A 19144-nucleotide genomic window follows, 5' to 3' on the forward strand; every position below is an offset into this window, starting at 1 on the left:
TGCTGCCACGATTGAAGCGAATCGATGCTAAGACTAGGCCGGTCTATTGGTCGATGGCGCGCTTTCGCCTGCGCTTCCGCTCTTGTCGATCTGGTCTGAGTACGTTGACCTCGCCAACGACCGGGGTATCGGCGCATGGCCTTCCCGGTAATGGCTCGGTCGGCGAAGCTGATATACCGCCCGTAGAGTGAACACGTGGCTCAGATGGGGCGCGGCCGAGTGCCGTTACGGTCAGTGCGGTAGTAGTGCATTGTCCCAGTGTGGTGCAGTGCGTGATGCGCGTGTCACTAGCTACCTTCTCTTTTACCGAGTACGAGGGCCGTCTCGACTAGCGACGTCTGCTAGCCTGGTCTACTAGTTCTCGGATACGCGCTAATTCATGTTGTGCCGCCCGTTCGCTATCGAACCGGAAAATGATCTCGTTCCCGCCTGACAGAATGATCTTGAAGCTTGAAGCCGATGACGTATGCTGAGTCGAAGCTTCGACCGCCGGCGATATCGCAGCCACGTGAAGCGGATTTAGCAGATATTCTTGGATCTGGATCATTGCGTTGATCCAAACCCGCGTCGGGGATCGGTCGCCATTCTCGCAAGCATTGCGCGATCCCATTCATCATGAGGTCCATGGGGTGCCCATGCCCGCGCATCCGTCGATCGTCGTCGCACCTGTGGCTGCGTTGGCAATGCCGGCCAACCGGTGCGTGTGATCGGAAATGTGGGTGTAGTCGTTTTGCCTCCATCGGGGCGGCGATTGCCTGCGACCAGTTGTCGGGCCAGATGTATGAGTGCGCTCATTGCGATGTCCTGTTGACTGCGAATTGGGTGCTCGCCGGCGGGAGCACCGCCTACGGAGCCGGCCGTGGCTCCGTCGCACGGCCCGCGGCTTAGCTACTATCCGCTCTTTTCTGAGCCGTGCCCTCACGGCGAATTGTCGTTCATGCGGCATGCCGGATAGGTTCCCCCGCCCGGTGATGGGCCTCCTGACCTAGGCAGCCAATAGCCCAAATGTCTCTTTCGGTCTCTCTACGACCACAGCACCGGCGATTGTGCGCAGTCCTGTCCGCTTTACGGATATTTGGCGCGCCTTTCGGTTCGCGAACGTCCCTGTCGATTCTGTTTGCAAAGCGGCTTCGGCGCTCAGTGCGGGGCTAGCGAGCGGCGGCGCTCTAGCCATTGTGTCATGGCGCCAGCCGATAGCGGACGGCAGTAATGGTATCCCTGCAGCATCTCGCAGCCAGATTCTTCCAGGAACCGTGCTTGCTCGGCCGACTCGACACCTTCCGCAACCACCTCCAAGTCCAATGTGTGCGCCAGCGCGACAATCGCGCGCGCAATAGCGCAGCCTCGAGAGACCGCCGGAATGTGCTGCACGAACGATCGATCAAGCTTGATTCGGTCGACCGGAAGCGTCGTTAGGTAGCTAAGTGAGGAGTAACCAGTGCCGAAGTCATCGATCGCAATGGAGGTACCCAGCGATCGGAATGCGTCGAGAATGGAGCCCGTTTCACGGCTGTCTTCCAACAACTGCCGCTCCGTCACTTCGATCTCAAAATCACTCGGGGCGAGCCGCGCTGCACTTAGCGCGTCAGCGACATGGCGAATGATTCTTGGATCGCTTAGCTCTGCGGCACACATGTTGATGCATATCCTCAATGGATGGATATCCATATCCCGCCATCGTCGTGTCTGTGCGCAGGCTTCACCTACCGTCCACGCGCCAATCTCTCGCATCAACCCCGAGCTCACCGCCAGCGAGAGAACTTCTTCGATCGAAAGATGCGCGAGTCCGGGAGCATTACAGCGAAGCAGGGCTTCCATAGCGACGACCTGCTCGCTAGTGGAATCGACTTGCGGCTGGTAGTACAGCAGAAAGGCGCGTTCATCAACCGCGCGCCGCAGCAAACGTTGCTCCCGGCCATGCTGGTGCGCCCGATCGTCCAACTGCTTCGCGAAGTAGTGATAGCCGCCACGCGACTCGGCCTTGACTTTGTACAGGGCAACGTCTGCCATGCGCAATAGCTCCGCGGGTCCCCTTGCATCGCGCGGGTACACGCTGATGCCGATGCTGGCACCAATCTGAACCTCGCTTCCAGCGATCAGAAAGGGCTCGGAAAGTGAAGCAACAATCTGCTCAGCTACGCGCCCGCCAACAGCCGGATCCCGAACATCCGGAAGCACTATGACGAATTCATCTCCACCCACACGGGCGATGAGATCCACTTCTCGGACGGCCGCAGTGATTCGCCTGGCAACCTGCTGCAGCAGCTCGTCACCCGCAGCGTGGCCCAACTGGTCGTTGATACTCTTGTAGTGGTCCAAGTCGAGCATTTGCACCACCACCGATTTGCCTTGTCTCGCGGCCATCTCCGTCATCTGATGAAGGCGCTCGCTGAGGGCGATGCGATTGCTGAGTCCAGTCAGCGGATCGACGCGGGCGAGCTGTTGCATTTCATCGCGATCCCGCTTGCGATTAGTTGCGTCGCGTATGATCTTGAGGTAGCCAAGCAAGTCGCCCCCAGGACCATGGATCGGCGTCAGCGTCCCCTCTGTCCAGAGCGTCGAGCTATCTTTTCGTCTGAGGCATTGCAGATCAAGAATGCGGCCCGCTTTCCCTGCTCCATCTCGCTCCTGCTGAGGCGCGGCGACGATTAGGTCCTGAGACGTATAGAGCGCGTCAATGGACTTGCCGACCATCTCGGCTTCGGTGAACTGGAACATACGCTGGGCTCCCACGTTCCATATGCAGATCACCCCAAGGTGGTCGAGCACGATGACGGCGTAGTCGGACAGGCTGTCAAGAATGGCGTCCAGGAGCCCAGGAGCGCCCCGCGTCAGCTCCATTGTTCAGCTCCGAAGACCACCTGAAGCGTTGAGTCGCCGTTAATGTGAGCGTATGTGATAACCCTCGCGCGCAAGCCGCATAGGGAGCGTGATCGCATGTCGTCGGGATGACGTTCGCCCGCCCCGAGCCGGCACGCCAAGCCCGAGAGGGCGCTCTTCGACAGCCCACGCATGGCCAGGCCGTCGAGTGCCTGGAGACATGAGCAGCTCGCTAGGTTGGCACGCCGCCTTTATGACGCAGTTGCCGCTAGCAGAAGGATTCGGACTGAGGCGTGGGTTTAGCGTGGAGGCTGCAAAGCAAGAGCTCTACCGATAGAGGGTACGCTCTGCCCACACAAAGCTCACTTCCGAGGGCGTAGATTGTTCTGTGAACCGGAGCCGCAATAGCAGCGCCGTCGTTGCGAGTTCCGTTCAGCTCGCACGCTGGATCCCATCGTGAAGACTCCAAAACTCCGCCCAGAACGCGCGGGTTCTCCGCACGCGGCCGTCGCGACGTTCCCTGAATAGCATCAGCGCCTAGGTTTGGTTACAGCCCAGTGTACGGGGCAATACGAGAGACCTCTGAAATGAGAAACGAATGGTCAAATGGCGTGGAACGTGTGCGCGGGCCCAATAGTCATGTGGCGGCACTACTGACGTCGGCCCTGCTTAACAGCGCAAACGGATCTGCGCGTCCAGGGGCAACCACCGCGATGAGCGAGGCTGCACAAGCCGTGAATCTTTACCGCTGCGTGCTTGCGGCGTTGAATTCTGTGGAGCGCCGCAAGGATGAGGAATCATTGGATCCGAGTGGTGATTCCGCAGCCATGCAGATGCTCGAGATCACTAGGGACGGGGCGAAGTATCGATACCGTACCTACCTGTACGACAAGCTGGATGACGCATTGAACTACGCTCGACTAGAGACTGAGCGGGAAAGCAAGTCAGCTAACGCGATGGGGACGTACTAGCACTGCTTCCATCCGAGACCACCACGGCTGGCGAACTGGCGTAGAAGGCAAACGTGGCTGGGCGATGCTAATGCCGCCATCGGGAGTGGACCTTGTCGGTACGGCGCTCGTATAGCGAACCTGGGTTAAACGCGAATAATGCGCGTGGGCGCAACGCACAAAAGAGGGCCATAGTGGAGCACCGCACCGGCGACGCAGTATCGGAGACCACGCAGCAGTGCGCTCAGCACCTGCACGGCTTGGCGCAGTTGACTAATTGTGCAATGAGCTCGGCCTTCTGCGCGACCAATCGAAGGGATAGGAGCTATGTCCATGAAGAGCCATCGGGTAGTCCGCGACATAACAGAGCGATCAACGATCGTTGCTCGCTCGGACGCTGCTATCGAAGCGGCAGAGAACGAGGGGTGGCCGCCGCGGAGTCAGTCGGCGCTCCTGCCACGGCCTGCACACCCTAGATTGGCGGGCAGCCTTGCGCGTGCAATCTTTGAAACGCGCGAAACCTGCTCATGACCCCGACGGCCATAGCTTTAGGAAGTTTCAGCTTGGCCGTTGTGCTGGAAAGCGCGGTCTGGGCGACGTGCTTGTATCGACTAAAGTCCCGACATCCCCTCCAATGGCGGCACGCCGATCGAACCCTGGTCAACGCTCGCCGCACGATGATCTACTTCCGAGACCAAACCTACCTCGCTAGCCGAGATGAAGGCGGCATGCGGTTTTGCAATCGCAATCGCATCCTGATGCTTTGCGCCTACTGGTTGACGGTCGTAGCCGGAACGGCCTTAGTCGTCACGCTGGCAGTCAGCGGCTGGGGGGCGTAGGCCGGCCCGAAGTAACGACCGTCATTCAATGGTAACCCGCCTAGCCTGGTCGATCATCGGCGCCACAGCTGATTGCTGTCAGACAAGAGCGGACACTCGCATTTCCAACGCAGGTGATCTAGTCGCCGTTGAGGCGCTGGAATGTCGCACACCCGTGCGTCTCGGCATGATTCTCATGTCCAAACTCGCTGCGCTCGCTCGAAGAATGTGTGTGTCGAGATGCGACGAACAAGAACGGCGAGGCTTTCGCCTCGCCGTTCCGTAACCAATGCAACGACATTTACAGCTTGGTTGGGATATTGACCTTGTCGATGCCATGGATGACACCGTTGCTCGAGCCGATGTCGGCTGACGTGACGAGCGCGCCGTCGATGCTGACCTTGTCGTCAATCAGTTTGACCGCGGCCGATTGGCCGTGGATCGTCGGGGCCGTCTTCCACGTTGCGATATCGGCCACAAGCTCGCGGCCGCTTACAACGTGATAGTTCAGCAGCGAGACAAGCTCTTCCTTGTTCTCGGGCTTGAACAGATATTCTAGCTTGCCGGCGGGCAGCTTGTCGAACGCGGCGTCAGTCGGAGCAAAGATGGTGAATGGGCCCGCGCTGCGCAGGGTGTCACTGATGCCGGCGCGTTCAACGGCCTTACCGAAGGTCTTGAACGACCCATTGGCGGCGGCAGTATCGAGCAGGTTCTTGGTGCTAGGAGGGGTGGTCATGGTGTTCATAAGAATGAGAGCCTTTGGAAGTGCGATCCACAGATTGCGGATTCGAGAGCGGCCGAAGCCGGTGGCCCTGCCGATGGCAGAACGCGAGGCTCAGTGCGGAGGAGGAGGGGAAGTGCAGCGCGGCTGAGTGGCCGTTACGACGTTGCGTCGTAGTGCCAAGTGAGAGTGCGCTTCGTGTTGTTATTTGGATGTTATCTGGCGCGTGCTACATCCGAGCGCGGTCACCGCGTGTTGTGTATTGCTGCTGATTTGACGGTGCTACGGTTTACAGCAGGTCACCGCCGGTCCGAGACCACGTCACCGTGCGCTCAATAGTGTTAGGTTGGATAGAACCCTCGAGCGTTGGCAGGCCAGCCTTCGTGGCGACAGCGATCAAGTCGGTAGAAAGTGAGGCTGCATACCCTGGGGTGCCCGGCGCGCCTTGCGAAGAGCTAGCCGAGAATGCCCCGCCTGAGATCCGGAGATATGTCGTCTTGGCAGAGGAGGTCGTCATGTCACACGAATGGACGGGTCGGGAAAGTGAAATCGAGGATGCCGATAAGCAAGCGGCCGCGACCTTGGCCGCCGCGCTGATTATCCGAGGCGCGAATATGCCCGGGGCGGAGAACATGACCGTAGCCGCCGCTCAAGCAGTGGAGATCTACCGGTTCGTGCTGGACTCATTGACGAATCCGGCTAAGGAGCAAAGCACTACGCCAAAGGAGTAGGGATTTACCGGGTAGTGCGCGCAGGTGAACACTTAACTGATGCACTCGACGATTGCCACCTTCGTCGTGCTCCTACGGGCCTCCGTGCAGCTCGCTGCAAGTCAAGGCCCTCTCATGCTTATCTCGCTCTATTCTGGTTTTACGTGTTGGGTGGTTGTACCCCTGCGTGTGAAACCTACTAATGCCGCCGCCATCCATGGCCCCCTTATCTTTGAGGGCACGATCCATTCTCATCTGATGTCCTCGGATATCTGGTCGCGCATTTGGTCTGACTGGGAGCGGAATTCCTTCGCCAGCGTGTCCGAAGATTTGGGGCTCGTGTTGCTGGAAACGGGCCTTGTTCATTCTGGAACTATTACACCGCCGTATACCGAATCCTATACGGTCGCAAACGGAGGCAAGACTCATGAGTAAGCTTCATGGCGAAGTCGAGTCAAAGTTGGGACGAGGCCAGCTTCGTAAGCCCGGGGACTACTCGGATCAACCTGGACAAAGGGTATTGCCGCGCGGCGAATACAACGAACGTGATAGCGCGAGATTTCCGACGCAAGTTCGAGAGGCAACCCTCGCGAGTGACAAGAGAGCCCGACGCGTTGATCGGGACTGAGCTGGTCTCGGTCTCGAGCGGCGCGGTCTCACGTGGCCGCTGTCCACTGCTGGCCGGAAGCGGACATCGGCCAAGTGACGGACAGTGACCCGAAGAGGGGGCGCCCGTTGCGGCACGTTAGGCGACGTCCGAATCGTTCAACCTGTGTCCTGATCGTTCGCGATTTCCGCAGCCGTCCGGGCGAGCATTCCTACGCGTTAGCTCACACCATTTGGAGGAATGTATGGCAACTCTCAAAGAAGCATTGGTTTCGATCGTTCTGGTGCACGGCGGCTTCGTCGAGCCAAAGTTGGTTGTCGGCATCTATTGCACGCTCATTCTTGCTGCTTTCATCACGCGCTGACCACGGATGGATTAGTGGACGACGGAGAACGGCTACGTGCTATTCGGCGGAAATTGAAGCGGACTACATGAGGTACGTGCGCGAGTAGGGCGCTGATAGCAGCATCCGCGAGTTCGTGAAAGACCGGATCCACTGAAGATTAGGCCCTAACCGGTGGACAGCGGTTCTAGAAACTACCACTGCTTAGGTAGGGCCTTGGGAATCACGAAACCGACCTGATCATCGCGTACCAAGAATCCACCGCGCACCAAATCGCGGAACACGTGATTGACCATCTCTCGGGTAGCGCCAATGCGACTGGCGACCTGCTGCTGAGTGACGGTCGTCGGCAGAAAGCGCAGACCCTCGCGAGTCACCGCCAGCTCATTGATCGCGCCCACTGTACGCACGAACACGCTTTCTAGCGCCAGGCTTCGGACCTGGGATGTGGCTTCCATTGCCATCTGGATTTGTATCGCGACCATAAGCGTCTCATCCGTCAGTGTGATGAAGAGAAGATCGTTACCTTTGGAGTAACGACTACGCCGAAGGCATTCGAACGCAATGCGGAAATGGCGATCGGCTTTCCATTCGCGATAGTGGGGCTTGGGTTACATCCGCAGTTGGTTGCGGAGCGGGCAGGCGAGCTCCCGCTATTTGAGAAATTGCTTGCCCGAACTCGCTACGTAGGAGAAATCGGCCTCGACGCCGGTCCTAGGTTCTACGCTAGCTTCCAGGAACAACGGCGTATTTTTGAAAGGATACTCGGGGCCTGCAACGAGCAAGGCGGCAAGGTACTGAGCATCCACAGCGTGCGATCGGTCTCCAAGGTTTTACGCGAGCTAGAGGCCAACTTGCAGAATCGCACCTGCGTACCAGTGCTGCACTGGTTCACGGGCACTCGATCCGAGGCGGCGCGAGCTATCGAGTTGGGCTGCTATTTCTCCATCAACATTGAGATGTTGCGAACTCCAAAGATGCATGCCTTGCTGAGGACGTTGCCAACGGATCGCTTGTTGACCGAGAGTGATGGGCCGTTTGTGACGCATGATGAGAGACCGATTCGCCCAACAGATATGCCCGCGACCGTGCAGCGCTTAGCGGAACTGAGGGCGACAGAAAGCACCCTGCTCGGGGATCAGATACTTGAGAACCTTCGTCGGCTAACGATCGAGCGTCCCGAGCCGAAACCTCGGCCGCAACTGCGCCTTTTCAAAAGTTGAATGCGCTCCGGATCTCAAACCGTCGCAACGGTCTCGGATGGACAGTTGCCTGCACGGCGTTCCGGATGGCCGACATCGTTTTGCACCCTATAGAGCCGTACCTGCATGGCGCTGGCGGCTCTGTGGCAGATTCGCCAGAACTTGGTTGCGAGGCTGTTTCATTCCGGTATGGCGAGCAATATCCGCTAGTGCTCAGAAACTGCACATTTGCAATCTCTCCCGGCGATTCGGTCGCCATCGTTGGGCGCTCTGGAAGTGGGAAAAGCACGCTAGTCAACATTCTGGCTGGCTCTGCAAATCCAACTACGGGGCGCGTCACTATTGGGGGGCTAGATAGGGCACATATGCAAGGGTAAGGATGCCGCCGACAGCAGCGACGGCGCATCGCTTCGATTTAATTACATAATATACATTATGCGAAGTACAGGTAACGCCCCCGGCGATACGCCCCGATGTAGCTCTCGATTGGAAGCGCTCACTCCTGCCCCGAAGCATTCGACGGCCCACGCGTTGACATCGTGATGCCTTCGCCGACGATTGCCACAGGCACGGATGCGGCATCCGGATGGGCCGCCGATCGCATGCAAGTGGTCTGTGATCGGCTATCGCTCGCCGAATCCGCCAAAACCGGTCTTGTTCTCGATCGTGTGTGCAACTGGGCAAGAGTGCGTCCAACGCTGGCCAATCAAACACGGATCACGACGTTCGAGCCCAGCCAACCGCAGATGCAAAGGCAATCGACGGTTGGTCTGATGCAGTCCTTGCTTCGCATTGCGGAGCTCCAATTTTCGCCTCCACGAAACGGCATGCGATTTTGCATCGCATCACGCGTCGACCTGCCCGCAGGTTTACAGAAGCTAGCAAGGCCATGTATGTTCCGCCTGCTTCATCCGCATGGATTGTGGTTAGGGGATGTCAATGGAGATTGATTCGCGGGATACGGAGCTGCACGACCAGGGAGTGGTCCGTACAACAAACGCCACGCCGCCTCCGTATCGCAGGATCGATCACATCGCACTCGCGGTGGCGGATATCGAACAGGCGATCGCCTTGTTCCAGAACGTACTCGGCTTCGACCTGAAGCGGCGCCTGCATGTTCGCGGCGCAACGACTGGCATGCTGTCGGCGGAATTCGAGGCGAACGGCGTGAAATTCGTCGTGTGCCAGGGCACCGAGCCGGAGTCGCAGGTTTCCCGGCTCGTCGAGAACTTCGGCGTCGGATTGGCGCACGTCGCACTGGAAGTCGAAGACGTGGACGAAACCGTCGGCGAGCTGCGCAGGAAAGGCCTCGATTTCGACACGAACGTCATTCGCGGTCCGGGACTGACCCAGGCTTTTTCCTCCCGCTGCAGCAATACCGGGCTGAGTTTCGAGTTCATCAGCCGCCACGGAGAGGACGGATTCGTCGACGCGAATATCCAGGATCTGTTCCAGCAGCTGGAGCAGTCGGGAAAATTCTAGGGCGGTCGCGTCTGTGACACGTGCCGTGCCGATCACGGCCGAACGTGTGTGAACTACGCATCGCATGCGGCAGGAGCCGAAGCCGGCTGCGCCGCGAGCGCAAGGAAGGAGCGAAGTTGGTGGCACCCATCCGGCTCTTCTGCTTTCCATACGCGGGCGCTGCTGCGTGGATCTTCCGCGGCCTGGCGCAGCGGCTGGCGGGACGCTTCGACGTTGTCGCCGTCGACCTGCCAGGTCGCGGCAGGCGGCATGCAGAACCGCTCGTGGACGACTGGTCGGTCCTGGTGCGCCTGCTCGCATCGGACGTGAAGCGGCAAATCGATCGTCCGTATGCATTGCTGGGTTACAGCCTCGGCGCCGTCGTCGCGCTCGAAGTGATGGCCGAACTCTTCAGGCAGCATTCCCCGCGTTCGCCCCTTGCGCTCATCGCATGCGCCGCACCCGGTCCGGCCGCCATGAATCGAAGCGATCTGCATCTTCGTGATGATCGACGGATGTTCGAAGGATTGCGCCACCTGGGCGGAATCCCGGACGAGATGATGGATTCGCCGGAACTGCTCGCGCTCATGGCGCCGGTGGTGCGCGCGGACCTGCGGCTTTTCGAAAGCTACCGACGCCCCGATCGCGCGCCCTTCCCTGTGCCCATAGTCGCCTGCCACGGCATCGACGACGCGAGCGTCGGCGACCGCTACCAGGCATGGCAAGGAGAAACGAGCGCTTCGTTCCGTACCCGCGGCTTTGTCGGTGGGCACATGTTCCTGCACGGCGCCGAAGCGGAACTGGCGCATGCGGTGACAGCGGACCTGGAGGCCTGCGCGTTGCCGGAGACGACGTAATCCGAACGACATGCGTCGGCGCGGACGATCCGCGCCATTACGGTGATTTTTGCTGGAGGGAAGGCATTGGATCGCGGCACGCAGGACTCGTTTTCGCCATTTCCCACAATGGCAAGCATGGCGGTGAACCGCGATGCGGCGCCCGCATCGGCCGCATCACTACGCGCGGCATTCGCGAACGCCGCGCGCACGCATAGCTCCCGTACGGCCATGGTCGACGGCGTGCGCACATGGACGTACGCCGAGCTCGACCTGGCGAGCGATGCGCATGCAGCCGCCCTCGCCCGTCTGGGCGTGGTCCGCGGCGAAGTCGTTGGCATCCACATGTCCCGTTGCGCCGAAGCGGTCATCGCGATGCTGGCAATCGCAAAGCTCGGCGCGGTCTATCTCCCCTTCGATCCTGCCGCGCCGGACCAGCGCCTTGCCGCGCAGGCCGACGCAGCCCGGGTACGTGTGGTGGTCATCGCGGAAGGCCAGTCGGTGCCGATCTGGGCCGCGCAACGCATCCCCCATGCGATCGGCACCGCGACGCCAGACGTGCCGGAGCGCGTGCCGCTGCCCGATGTCCACGAACTCGAACTCGCCTACGTCATGTACACGTCGGGCTCGAGCGGCGAACCCAAGGGCGTCTGTGTGACGCATCGCGGTGTCGTGGATCTGGCCATGCGGGCGAACTGCGCGGATATCGGTCCGCACGACGCTGTCGGCCAGGTGATGTCGATCGCGTTCGATGGCGCGACGTTCGAGATCTGGGGATCGCTGCTCAACGGCGCGTGCCTGGCCATGGCGCCGCCGAACGTGTCGGCGAACGGGCTTTGTGCGTTTGTCGAAGAACGCGGGGTAACGATCCTGCTGCTCAGCACGGGGCTGTTCAACTCGCTGCCGCGCGACGCGCTCCGGCGACTGAGCGGTCTGCGCATGCTGTTTGCAGGCGGCGACGTCATGTCGTCGCAGACCGCTCATGACTTTCTGATGGCGGGCGGCACCCTCGCCAATGTCTACGGCCCGACGGAAATCACCACGTTTTCCCATTGCCATGTGATGGCGGCAACGCAGAACGAAACGGAAAGCATTCCGATCGGTCTGCCGGTACCCGGCACTTCCGCGTACGTGCTGGATGCGGACTTGCGCCCGGTGCCGATCGGCGAGGAAGGCGAGCTGTACCTCGCCGGCACCGGACTGGCGCAGGGATACCTCGACAATCCGGGTCTGACGGCCGAACGCTTCCTGCCCGATCCCTTCGTAGCCGACGGTGCGCGCATGTACCGCACGGGCGACCTGGTCCGGCAGTCGCCACAGGGATGGCTCGAATACATCGGCAGGATCGACACACAGGTGAAGATCCGCGGATTCCGCGTGGAGCTGTCGGAGGTGGAAGCCGGTCTGTGCGCCGCAGGCGACCTGCTCGCTGCGTGCGTCGTCCATGTCCGCAATGCCGATGCATCGATGCTGGTCGCGTACTGCGTCGCCCGCGCGGCGACGGAAATTAACGAAGCGACACTCCTGCAGAACCTGCGTCAGCGTCTTCCGGATTACATGCTGCCGCGGCATGTGGTGTTCCTGCCGGAACTGCCATTGACCATCAACGGCAAGGTCGACCGCGCGCAGCTCGCCGCGGCGGCACGGGCGCGAATCGCCCCGGTCGCCGCGATCGAAACCGAGGATGCGTCGGACGGACTGGAAGGCCAGTTGCTGACGCAGTTCCGGCGCCTGCTGGGCAACCAGCAGCTCGACGTCGACGACAACTTCTTCGATGCCGGTGGCGATTCGCTGACGGCTATGCGCTTCTGCGCGCACCTCGACGAACGGCACGGCATCGAACTGCCGCTTTCGATGTTGTTCGAGGCCGATTCGCTGGGGGCGGTCATCGCACGCGTCCGGCAACTGAAATCGCCCGCTGCATCCGCCCGCATTCCCACTCCACAGACCCCTGCCTGAGACATGCAAGACACACCAGACCTGTATGTCGTCGTGGTGAACGACGAACTCCAGTATTCGATCTGGCCCGCCGGCCGTGAACTCCCGGGTGGATGGCGCAGCGACGGCTTCGTAGGGTCGCGCGCGCAGTGCCTCGCGGCGATCGGCAACCGCTGGACCGACATGCGACCGCTGAGCGTGCGACAGCACGTCGGATCGGCTCCAACGCAGGCAAGCGAATGACCACGGACACCCGCATGGACCACATCTCATTCCCGGCCGGCCCGACCGCAGGCGACGCCGCGCAGACGGAACGCATGGCACTTTCTCCCATGCCGTCGTACGCGCAGGAGCGCCTGTGGCTGATCGACAAGCTGGTCGACGACAAGGCGCTCTATAACACCGCAGTGCGGTTCGCACTGACGGGTTCGCTCGATGTGGAGGCGCTTCAGCGGGCCTTGTCCGAAATCGTCGCCCGGCACGAGGCCTTGCGCACCGGCTTCTCCGCAGCGGACGGCCGCCCCGACGTCTCGGCCGAAGTGACGCTTCCGTTCACAGTCGAGGATCTGCGCGACTGCACCGATCCGGACGAAGCCTTGCGTCGGCACCAGCGTGAGACGGCGGCTCGCCCCTTTGATCTCCGGCACCCTCCCCTGCTCCGCGCTGCGCTCTACCGCCTTGCGGACGAGCGCCGCGAACTGCTGATCGCGGTGCATCACATCGTGTTCGACGGCGCGTCCGCCGACGTGCTGATGCAGGAACTGGAAAGCCTGTATCCCGCCTTCCTCGTTGGTCGGGCCCCGTCGTTGCCGCCACTCGCGTTGCAACCCGGCGACCTCGCTCGCCGCGAACGCGAACGCGCCGACGCCGATGGCTTCCGGCAGTCGCTGTCGTACTGGAGCGAACAACTCGGCGACGACCTGCCGCTGCTCACGCTGCCTTCGGACCGGACCCGCCCGCCGCGGCAGACCTACAACGGCGCCAGCGTGAGCCGTCGCCTTTCCGTGGACACCGGGCGCAACCTCGATGCCTTCTGCCGCCGCGAGCGCGTCACGCCCTTCATGACGATGCTGGCCGCGTACGCCGTGACGCTGTGCCGTCACGCGAACCAGCAGGACGTCGTCATCGGCAGCCCGTTCGCGCTGCGTGGCGACAAGGACACGCAGGGGCTCATCGGCTTCTTCGTCAACACCGTGGCCCTGCGCCTGAAGATCGCCGGGTCGCCCACTTTCCGCGAATTGCTGCATTCGGCCCGGCGCACTTGCCTGGAGGCGTTCCGGCACGCCGACTGTCCGTTCGGCGAGGTCGTGGCCGCATTGCAGGCGGATCGCGATCCGTCGCACTCGCCGGTCTTCCAGGCCATGCTCGTCGTCCAGGGCCGTCGTCGCGAAGTCACCCTCGGCGATGGCCTGCGCATGGCTTACCTGGGCGAACTCGCCATGGAGCGGGCGCGATTCGACGTCGCGCTGGTGCTCGATTTCCTTCCCGACGGCGCGGCGCTGTCGCTCGAGTACAACCGCGACCTGTTCGACTCCGCGAATGCGCAGGGACTCCTCGACCGTTTCTGCGTGCTCCTGGACGCGGCCCTGGCCGATCCCGACTGCTGCGTCGACCGTCTGCCGCTGACCACCGCAACGGAACGGACACAGCTGCTGCGTTGGGCATCTCATCCAGCGCAGGTGCCGGACGGCGGCGTGCATGCCCTCTTCGAACGCGTGGCGCGCCGACAGCCGGATGCGGTCGCGGTGTCGCACGGTGCTGCACAGCTCACCTATCGCGAACTCGATCAGCAGGCGGAACGGATCGCGGACTATTTCCATGCGATCGGCGTGGTTCCAGGTGCGCGGATCGCGCTGTGCCTGCCGCGGATTCCGCATTTCCTCGCGGCAGTACTGGCGTGCTGGAAGGTCGGTGCCGCCTATGTGCCGCTCGACCCCGAGTTGCCCGAAGCGCGGCACCGCTACATGGCCGGGGATGCCGGCGTTGCTCATGTCGTGACCACGTCGGCGCTGGCGGAGCGGTTTTCCGGCCTGCACGTGACCTGCGTGGACGATGCCGCGACGCTGACGCGGATCGGCGAAAGCCCGCGACGCCAGCAAGCGGCCATCGACGATGGCAACCGGATCGCCTACGTGATCTACACGTCGGGGTCCACCGGCGAACCCAAGGGCGTACTGGTACCGCATCGTGCGGTCGCGCGGCTGTTCGCCGATCCCGGGCCACTCGGGTACGGCGCCGATACCGTGATGCTGCAGAGCGTGAACGCGGCATTCGATGCCTCGGTGCTGGAAACCTGGGCGCCGCTGTGCTGCGGCGGCCGCCTGGTGCTGTATCCCGGGCAATCGCCCGATGTCTCGATGCTGCGCGACCTCATCACCGCCAATGGCGTGAATACGCTGACGTTGCCGGCTGCGTTGCTGGACATGTGGGTGGAACAACTGTCGGGACCCACGGGGCTGCGGCGGATCGTTGCAGGCGGCGAAGCGCTTTCGGCCACGACCGTCGGGCGTCTGTACGGACTCGATGCGGAGGTCACGGTCGTCAACCACTACGGCCCCACCGAGAACGGGATCCTCACGAGCTATTACCCGATTCCGCGCGGATGCCCGTCGCCGATTCCCATCGGTCATCCGGTCCCGGGCACCGGATTGCTGGTGCTGAACGAGGCCGGGCAACTGCAACCTACCGGAGCGGTGGGCGAACTGTTCGTCACCGGACAGGGATTGGCGCAGGGCTATCTGGACCGTCCCGAGCAGACGGCGGAGCGGTTCGTGACTCTGGAAATCGAAGGGGAAACCGTCCGCGCCTACCGTACCGGCGACCTGGTGCGGTGGCAGCGAGCCGGGGACGGCGACGATGCGCTGCTCGCCTTCATGGGACGCAGCGACCAGCAGGTCAAGATCCGCGGATTCCGCATCGAACTGGGAGAAATCGAAGCGCGGCTGCGCGCCTGCCCCGGCGTGCAGGACGCCAGGGTGCTGGTGCGTCGTGGTGCGGGCGGCGACCGGCAGATCGTGGCGTACGTCATCGACGACGGTTGCCACGACCGCATCGAATGGCGCGCACAACTGCAGGAGGCCTTGCCCGGCTACATGGTGCCGGCCGCTTTCGTGCGGCTCGCCGCGTGGCCCCTGACCCAGAACGGCAAGGCCGATCTGCAAGCCCTGCCCGCGCCGGAACGCGACGACCACGTCGTGCTTCCGGTGGTGCCGCCCGCCACGGCGCTGGAGGCGCGCCTGCTGTCGATCTGGCAATCGTTGCTGCGCATCGACCGGATCAGCGTCGAGGACGATTTCTTCGACATCGGCGGCCACTCGCTGCTGGCGACGCGGCTGCACAACCGCGTGCGTGCCGAACTCGGCGTCGACGTGCCATTGCGCGCATTGTTCCAGGAACCGACGATCCGGCGGTTCGCTGCGTACCTGGAAAGCCAGGAGAACGAGCCTTCCCGGGCCGTGTTGCCGCCCGTAACCGTGGCTGCGCATGCCGATGACGCGCCGCTGTCGTATGCGCAGCAGCGGCTGTGGTTCATCCACCAGTTCGAGAGCGACAGCGCGCAGTACCACATCCCCTATCGCCTGCAGCTGCGTGGGGGACTCGACATCGATGCGCTGCGCACTGCGCTGCATGCGTTGATCGAACGGCATTCCGTCCTGGCGACCGTGTTCTGCAACGAGGGCAGCGAGCCGAGGCAGCGGCAGAAATCGTTCAACTCGCTCGAGCTGCCCGTCGACGATGTTTCGGCGGAGCCGCCGGAAGAGTGCATCGCCATCGCGCAGTTGCTGCTGGCGCGCGAGGCCACGCGTCCCTTCGACCTGACCAACGAACCCCCGTTGCGTGCGCGCCTGGTGCGACTCGCGACGGACGAGCACTGGCTGGCGCTGACGGTGCACCACATCGCCGCCGATGGCTGGGCCATGGGCATCCTGCAGCAGGAACTGGGGGTCCTGTACGCGGCAGCACGCCGCGGCGAAACCGCGTCATTGCCTCCGTTGCCTGTGCAGTACCGGGATTACGCGTATTGGCAGCGCCGCTGGCTGGACGAGACCGCTCTCGAGCCGCAATACACGTTCTGGCAGCAGCGGCTGGAGGGGCTCCCGCTGCTGCACAACCTGCCGCTCGACCGTCCGCGACCACAGCTCCAGACGTATCGCGGCGCGTTGCATGTGCAGAGCCTTCCCCGGTCGCTGGTGGACGCCCTGCAGCACCTTGGCAAGCGCCACGATGCGACGTTGTTCATGGTGCTGCATGCGGCCTTCGCACTGCTGCTCTCGCGTTACAGCGGCGAGACCGACATCGTGGTGGGGACACCCGTCGCCAACCGCCGCGACGAGGCCCTGGCGTCGCTGGTCGGCCTCTTCATCAACACGCTGGTCCTGCGAACCGATCTTTCCGCGACGCCGACCTTCATCGACCTGCTGCAGCACTGTCGCGACTACGCCCTGGACGCCTACGAGCACCAGGACCTGCCCTTCGAGCTGCTGGTCGAGCGACTCAACCCCGCGCGGAGTTCCGCGTACACGCCGCTCTTCCAGGTTTTGTTCGCGCTGCAGAACAACGAGATGGAACACCTGCGGCTCGACGGCACGGAATGCGAGCCGATTCCCCTCGCCGAGCGGTTCGCGAAATTCGACCTCGCGCTCAACCTGCAGGTGGAGGGCGACGTCCTGCGGGCGGAATGGGAATACAACCCGGACCTGTTCGATGCCGGGACAATCGGGCAGATGGCCCGCTGCTACGCCACGCTGCTGGAGGCGGTCGTCGCATCGCCGCATTCGCCGATACAGCGATTGCCGCTGCTGTCCGATGCCGAACGGCGCGAGGTGCTCGAACTCGGCAATGCGACCGCGCGGCCCTATCCGCAGACGCTCTGCGTGCACACGCTGTTCGAACGACAGGCGGCCAGCCGGCCCGACGCGATCGCCGTCATCCACGAGGAATCCCGCACTTCCTACGCGGCGCTCAATGCGGAGGCCAACCGGCTCGCGCGCCACCTGATCGCATCGGGTGTCGGTCGTGACGTGCCGGTGGCCATCGCCATGGAACGCGGTGCCGGGCTCATCGTGGGCCTGCTTGCGATCCTCAAGGCCGGTGGCGCCTACGTTCCCCTCGATGCCGGGTACCCGCAGGCACGGCTCGCCGCGATGCTGGACGACTGCGCACCGCGCGTCGTTCTCACCGATCCGGCAACGCTGCCCGCGCTGGAATCCGCACTGGACGCCGCTGCGCTGGCGAGCGCGCCGCGTGTGCTCGATCTGCACACGGATGCCACCGCGTGGGCCGCTGAAAGCGATGCCAACCTGCCGGAGCCTGTCGATGCGTCGCATCTGGCGTATGTGATCTACACATCGGGCTCGACCGGTCGGCCCAAGGGGGTTGGCAACGAACACCAGGGCATCGTCAACCGATTGCTGTGGTTGCAGGAAGCCCATCCGCTGGCGACGGACGATCGCTTCCTGCAGACGGCGCCGCTCGGATTCGGCGCGTCGGTGGTGGAGATCTTCTGGCCACTGACCGCCGGCGCGCAGCTGGTGCTCACCAGTGGCGACGGGCACAAGGATCCCGACTACCTCGTCCGGGTGATCCAGCGCGAGCGGATTGGTGCCCTCCACTTCGTGCCTTCGATGCTGCAGGCCTTCCTGGACCATCCGCAGGCCGGCGACTGCCGCAGCCTTGCGCGGATCCTGTGCGGCGGCGAGGCGCTGCATGGCTCGCTGGCCCGTCGCTGTCGGGAGCGCTTGCCGCAGGCCGCACTGCACCACCTCTACGGCTCAAGCGAAACCGCCGTCCTGTCCACGGGTTGGGACTGCACCCGCGTCCCCATTCCGGACAACGTGCCGATCGGAACGCCGGGCGCCAATACCCGCATCTATATCCTCGACGCATGCGGCGAGCCGGTTCCGCGCGGCGTACGTGGCGAGATACATGTCGCCGGCCGCCAGGTCGCCCGTGGCTACCTGCATCGTCCGGAACTCGACGCGGAACGTTTCAGCACGGACCCGTTCCATTCCGATGGCGCGCGCATGTACCGCACGGGCGATCTCGCCCGTCACTTGCCGGACGGAAGCATCGAGCACCTGGGCCGCAACGACTTCCAGGTGAAGATCCGCGGACAGCGCGTGGAACTGGGCGACATCGAAGCGCAGATGATCGCGGCGCCGGGCATACGCCAGGCCGTGGTCGTCGCGCGCGACCGGGGAGACGGCATGAGCCTGGCTGCCTACGTCGTGCCCGACGAAATGCCGTCCCCGGAAGAAGCGTTGCTGGAAGACCTGCGTCGCCACCTGAAGGCGCAGTTGCCCGCGCACATGGTGCCCGCGGCGTACTGCGTGCTGCCGCGGCTCCCACTCAATGCGAACGGCAAGCTCGATCGCGAAGCCCTGCCCGTTCCCGGCGTCATCGCGGGCACCAGCGGGCTGCAACCGCCGGAGGACGACGTGCAAAGACAGTTGCACGGCATCTGGGTGGAACTGCTGAAGCACGACCGCTTCGGCGTCGACTGCGACTTCTTCGCCGTCGGCGGACATTCGCTGCTGGCCTTGCGCGTGGTCAACAGGATCCGCGAGGTGCTGGCGCACGAGCTCGAACTGAAGGCGTTCTTCACGGCACCCACCATCCGCGCCATTGCCGAAGGCATTCACCGGCAACGGATCGCACGCAGGGCTGCCGAGCGCTTCCGGCAGAGCGACCTCGACGAAATCACCGAATTCTGATCTGAGCAGGGACGATATGGGACAG

Annotated in this window: 12 protein-coding genes; 9 read left to right on the forward strand and 3 right to left on the reverse strand. The window is 62.8% G+C overall.

Translation table 11 applies throughout. From position 1 onward, the window contains the following. Positions 1-1137: 1137 nt before the first annotated feature. Positions 1138-2841 carry a putative bifunctional diguanylate cyclase/phosphodiesterase gene (locus ACFPN1_RS03105; RefSeq protein WP_386752894.1) on the reverse strand — a complete coding sequence of 568 codons (1704 nt, stop codon included), beginning with the start codon at positions 2839-2841 and terminating at the stop codon, positions 1138-1140. Between the two features lie 566 nt (positions 2842-3407). On the opposite strand from ACFPN1_RS03105, the gene ACFPN1_RS03110 reads away from it, so the two are divergent. Next, a complete protein-coding gene (locus tag ACFPN1_RS03110; RefSeq protein WP_386752896.1) occupies positions 3408-3791 on the forward strand; it encodes a hypothetical protein in 384 nt (127 codons plus the stop codon). Between the two features lie 1098 nt (positions 3792-4889). Here the strand turns inward: ACFPN1_RS03110 and ACFPN1_RS03115 are convergent. Then, positions 4890-5333 (reverse strand): fasciclin domain-containing protein, encoded by a 444-nt coding sequence (locus tag ACFPN1_RS03115; protein WP_386752898.1) that lies wholly within the window; start codon positions 5331-5333, stop codon positions 4890-4892. Positions 5334-5824: 491 nt separating this feature from the next. Between ACFPN1_RS03115 and ACFPN1_RS03120 the strand changes: the two genes are divergently transcribed. Beyond that, a complete protein-coding gene (locus ACFPN1_RS03120; protein WP_386752899.1) occupies positions 5825-6040 on the forward strand; it encodes a hypothetical protein in 216 nt (71 codons plus the stop codon). 1123 nt (positions 6041-7163) lie between these two features. Here ACFPN1_RS03120 and ACFPN1_RS03125 read toward each other — a convergent pair. Next, complete coding sequence (locus ACFPN1_RS03125; RefSeq protein ID WP_386752900.1) at positions 7164-7454, reverse strand: helix-turn-helix domain-containing protein; 291 nt, start codon at positions 7452-7454, stop codon at positions 7164-7166. Between ACFPN1_RS03125 and qatD the strand changes: the two genes are divergently transcribed. The 7 genes from qatD (at position 7440) to ACFPN1_RS03160 (ending at position 19119) form a co-directional block, all read left to right on the forward strand. After that, positions 7440-8192, forward strand: coding sequence for a Qat anti-phage system TatD family nuclease QatD (gene qatD / locus ACFPN1_RS03130; protein WP_386752902.1), 753 nt, complete (start codon positions 7440-7442; stop codon positions 8190-8192). The two genes, ACFPN1_RS03125 and qatD, sit on opposite strands and share 15 nt — an antisense overlap. A gap of 65 nt (positions 8193-8257) precedes the next feature. Further along, on the forward strand, positions 8258-8548 hold the full coding sequence (locus ACFPN1_RS03135; protein ID WP_386752904.1) for an ATP-binding cassette domain-containing protein: 291 nt from the start codon (positions 8258-8260) through the stop codon (positions 8546-8548). Positions 8549-9110: 562 nt separating this feature from the next. After that, the gene (locus tag ACFPN1_RS03140) at positions 9111-9653 is read left to right on the forward strand and encodes a VOC family protein (RefSeq protein ID WP_386752906.1); all 543 of its coding nucleotides are present in this window, start codon (positions 9111-9113) and stop codon (positions 9651-9653) included. Between the two features lie 119 nt (positions 9654-9772). Beyond that, the gene (locus ACFPN1_RS03145; protein WP_386754018.1) at positions 9773-10489 is read left to right on the forward strand and encodes a thioesterase II family protein; all 717 of its coding nucleotides are present in this window, start codon (positions 9773-9775) and stop codon (positions 10487-10489) included. A gap of 117 nt (positions 10490-10606) precedes the next feature. Continuing rightward, complete coding sequence (locus ACFPN1_RS03150) at positions 10607-12427, forward strand: non-ribosomal peptide synthetase (RefSeq protein WP_386752907.1); 1821 nt, start codon at positions 10607-10609, stop codon at positions 12425-12427. Between the two features lie 3 nt (positions 12428-12430). Further along, entirely contained in the window at positions 12431-12649 is a 219-nt protein-coding gene (locus ACFPN1_RS03155; protein ID WP_386752908.1) for an MbtH family protein, read from the forward strand. Further along, positions 12646-19119 (forward strand): amino acid adenylation domain-containing protein, encoded by a 6474-nt coding sequence (locus ACFPN1_RS03160; protein ID WP_386752909.1) that lies wholly within the window; start codon positions 12646-12648, stop codon positions 19117-19119. The genes ACFPN1_RS03155 and ACFPN1_RS03160 overlap by 4 nt, the downstream gene beginning before the upstream one ends. Positions 19120-19144: the final 25 nt, after the last annotated feature.

The organism is Lysobacter yangpyeongensis (genome assembly GCF_042655745.1).
Classification (GTDB): Bacteria; Pseudomonadota; Gammaproteobacteria; order Xanthomonadales; family Xanthomonadaceae; genus Agrilutibacter; species Agrilutibacter yangpyeongensis.

What these genes read in the sequence shown, in the direction of transcription:
- ACFPN1_RS03105 (WP_386752894.1), bottom strand. Translation starts at nt 2,841, where the DNA reads ATGGAGCTGACGCGGGGCGCTCCTGGGCTCCTGGACGCCATTCTTGAC.
- ACFPN1_RS03110 (WP_386752896.1), top strand. Translation starts at nt 3,408, where the DNA reads ATGAGAAACGAATGGTCAAATGGCGTGGAACGTGTGCGCGGGCCCAAT.
- ACFPN1_RS03115 (WP_386752898.1), bottom strand. Translation starts at nt 5,333, where the DNA reads ATGAACACCATGACCACCCCTCCTAGCACCAAGAACCTGCTCGATACT.
- ACFPN1_RS03120 (WP_386752899.1), top strand. Translation starts at nt 5,825, where the DNA reads ATGTCACACGAATGGACGGGTCGGGAAAGTGAAATCGAGGATGCCGAT.
- ACFPN1_RS03125 (WP_386752900.1), bottom strand. Translation starts at nt 7,454, where the DNA reads ATGGTCGCGATACAAATCCAGATGGCAATGGAAGCCACATCCCAGGTC.
- ACFPN1_RS03135 (WP_386752904.1), top strand. Translation starts at nt 8,258, where the DNA reads ATGGCCGACATCGTTTTGCACCCTATAGAGCCGTACCTGCATGGCGCT.
- ACFPN1_RS03140 (WP_386752906.1), top strand. Translation starts at nt 9,111, where the DNA reads ATGGAGATTGATTCGCGGGATACGGAGCTGCACGACCAGGGAGTGGTC.
- ACFPN1_RS03150 (WP_386752907.1), top strand. Translation starts at nt 10,607, where the DNA reads ATGGCGGTGAACCGCGATGCGGCGCCCGCATCGGCCGCATCACTACGC.
- ACFPN1_RS03155 (WP_386752908.1), top strand. Translation starts at nt 12,431, where the DNA reads ATGCAAGACACACCAGACCTGTATGTCGTCGTGGTGAACGACGAACTC.
- ACFPN1_RS03160 (WP_386752909.1), top strand. Translation starts at nt 12,646, where the DNA reads ATGACCACGGACACCCGCATGGACCACATCTCATTCCCGGCCGGCCCG.